2 protein-coding genes are annotated in these 2010 nt (G+C 62.7%); both read right to left on the bottom strand.

Annotation, left to right across the window (positions count from 1 at the left end; translation table 11 throughout):
• Window positions 1-25 precede the first annotated feature (25 nt).
• Window positions 26-1363 carry an ATP-dependent protease ATPase subunit HslU gene (gene hslU / locus OC610_RS26370; RefSeq protein WP_198797405.1) on the bottom strand — a complete coding sequence of 446 codons (1338 nt, stop codon included), beginning with the start codon at window positions 1361-1363 and terminating at the stop codon, window positions 26-28.
• Window positions 1364-1406: 43 nt separating this feature from the next.
• Window positions 1407-1937 carry an ATP-dependent protease subunit HslV gene (hslV, locus tag OC610_RS26375; RefSeq protein WP_003186641.1) on the bottom strand — a complete coding sequence of 177 codons (531 nt, stop codon included), beginning with the start codon at window positions 1935-1937 and terminating at the stop codon, window positions 1407-1409.
• Window positions 1938-2010: the final 73 nt, after the last annotated feature.

The raw sequence follows: 2010 nt of genomic DNA on the forward strand, positions 1-2010 counted from the left end.
GGAGCCCGCTCACACGTCGAGTGGCTTACAGGATATACCGCGACAGGTCTTCGTTCTCCGCCAGTTCGCCCAGGTGGCTGTTGACGTACTCGGCGTCGATGCGGATCGGCGCTTCGTCGTGGGCGCTGGCCAGGTCGCCGGCACTGAACGAGACTTCCTCCAGCAGGCGCTCAAGCAGGGTATGCAGGCGACGGGCACCGATGTTTTCGGTCTTCTCGTTGACCTGCCAGGCGATCTGCGCCAGGCGCTTGATGCCTTCGGGCGTGAACTCGATGTTCAGGCCTTCGGTCTTGAGCAGCGCGCAGTATTGCTCGGTCAGCGACGCATGGGGCTCGCTCAGGATTCGTTCGAAATCTTCCGGCGACAATGCCTTGAGCTCGACACGGATCGGCAAGCGGCCCTGCAGCTCCGGCACCAGGTCGCTCGGCTTGCTCAGGTGGAACGCACCGGAAGCGATGAACAGGATATGGTCGGTCTTGACCATGCCCAGCTTGGTGTTGACGGTGCAGCCTTCGATCAGCGGCAGCAGGTCGCGTTGCACGCCTTCGCGGGACACATCGGCGCCGCCGACATTGCCGCGCTTGGCCACCTTGTCGATCTCGTCGATGAACACGATGCCGTGCTGCTCGACCGCTTCCAGGGCCTTGGCCTTCAATTCTTCTTCGTTGACCAGGCGACTCGCCTCTTCATCGCGCACCAGCTTCAGCGCTTCCTTGACCTTGAGCTTGCGGCTTTTCTTCTTGCCCTTGCCCATGTTGGCGAACAGGCTCTGCAGCTGGTTGGTCATTTCTTCCATGCCCGGCGGCGCGGAAATGTCGACGCCAGCCATCTCGGCCACTTCGATCTCGATCTCCTTGTCGTCCAACTGGCCTTCGCGCAGGCGCTTGCGGAACAGTTGACGGGTGTTGGAATCCTGGGTCGCGGCGGAGTCCGCGTTGAAACCCATGCGCGCGGGCGGCAGGAGCGCATCGAGGATGCGTTCTTCGGCGGCGTCTTCGGCACGATGGCGAACCTTGGTGATTTCCTGTTCGCGCAGCAGCTTGATGGCAGCGTCGGCCAGGTCACGAATGATCGATTCGACGTCGCGGCCCACATAGCCGACTTCGGTGAATTTGGTGGCCTCGACCTTGATGAACGGCGCGTTGGCGAGCTTGGCCAGGCGACGGGCAATCTCGGTCTTGCCGACACCGGTCGGGCCGATCATCAGGATGTTCTTGGGCGTCACTTCGACGCGCAGTTCTTCAGGCAACTGCATCCGGCGCCAGCGGTTACGCAGGGCGATGGCGACGGCGCGCTTGGCATCGTCCTGGCCGATGATATGGCGATTGAGTTCGTGGACGATTTCGCGGGGAGTCATGGACATAATAGTTGGCGGTCCTCAAGCGGGAGTCTGGGCCTGGACGGGCTTACTCCGCGAGGTCCTGCTCCTCAATGGTCTGGGTGTGGTTGGTGAAGACGCAGATGTCGCCGGCGATGCCCAGGGCTGTCTCGACGATTTCGCGGGCCGACAGATCGGTTTTCTTCAGCAGTGCGCTGGCGGCGGCCTGGGCGTAGGCGCCACCGGAACCCATGGCGATCAGGCCGTCCTCGGGCTCGACGACGTCACCGTTGCCGGTGATGATCAGCGAGGCGTCCTTGTTGGCAACCGCGAGCATGGCTTCGAGGCGGCTCAGGGAGCGGTCGGTACGCCATTCCTTGGCCAGCTCGACGGCGGCACGGACCAGATGGCCCTGGTGTTTTTCAAGTTGGCCTTCGAAACGCTCGAACAGGGTGAAGGCGTCGGCGGTGGCCCCGGCGAAACCGGCGATGACCTGGCCGTGGTACAGGCGGCGGACTTTCTTCGCGTTGCCTTTCATCACGGTGTTGCCCAGTGAAACCTGGCCGTCGCCGCCCATGACGACTTTGCCGTGACGGCGGACTGAAACGATGGTGGTCAAGGGAAGAGTCTCCACGCAGCGGGGCGAAAATGCCCGGATGGAACTCATATGGGGGTGGCGTGGGGTTTTTCAA

Origin of the sequence: Pseudomonas agronomica (assembly GCF_025917275.1) — a bacterium.
GTDB classification, from domain to species: Bacteria; Pseudomonadota; Gammaproteobacteria; order Pseudomonadales; family Pseudomonadaceae; genus Aquipseudomonas; species Aquipseudomonas agronomica.

Excerpts from the sequence above, each read along its gene's own strand:
- hslU (WP_198797405.1), bottom strand. The coding sequence starts at position 1,363 with ATGTCCATGACTCCCCGCGAAATCGTCCACGAACTCAATCGCCATATC.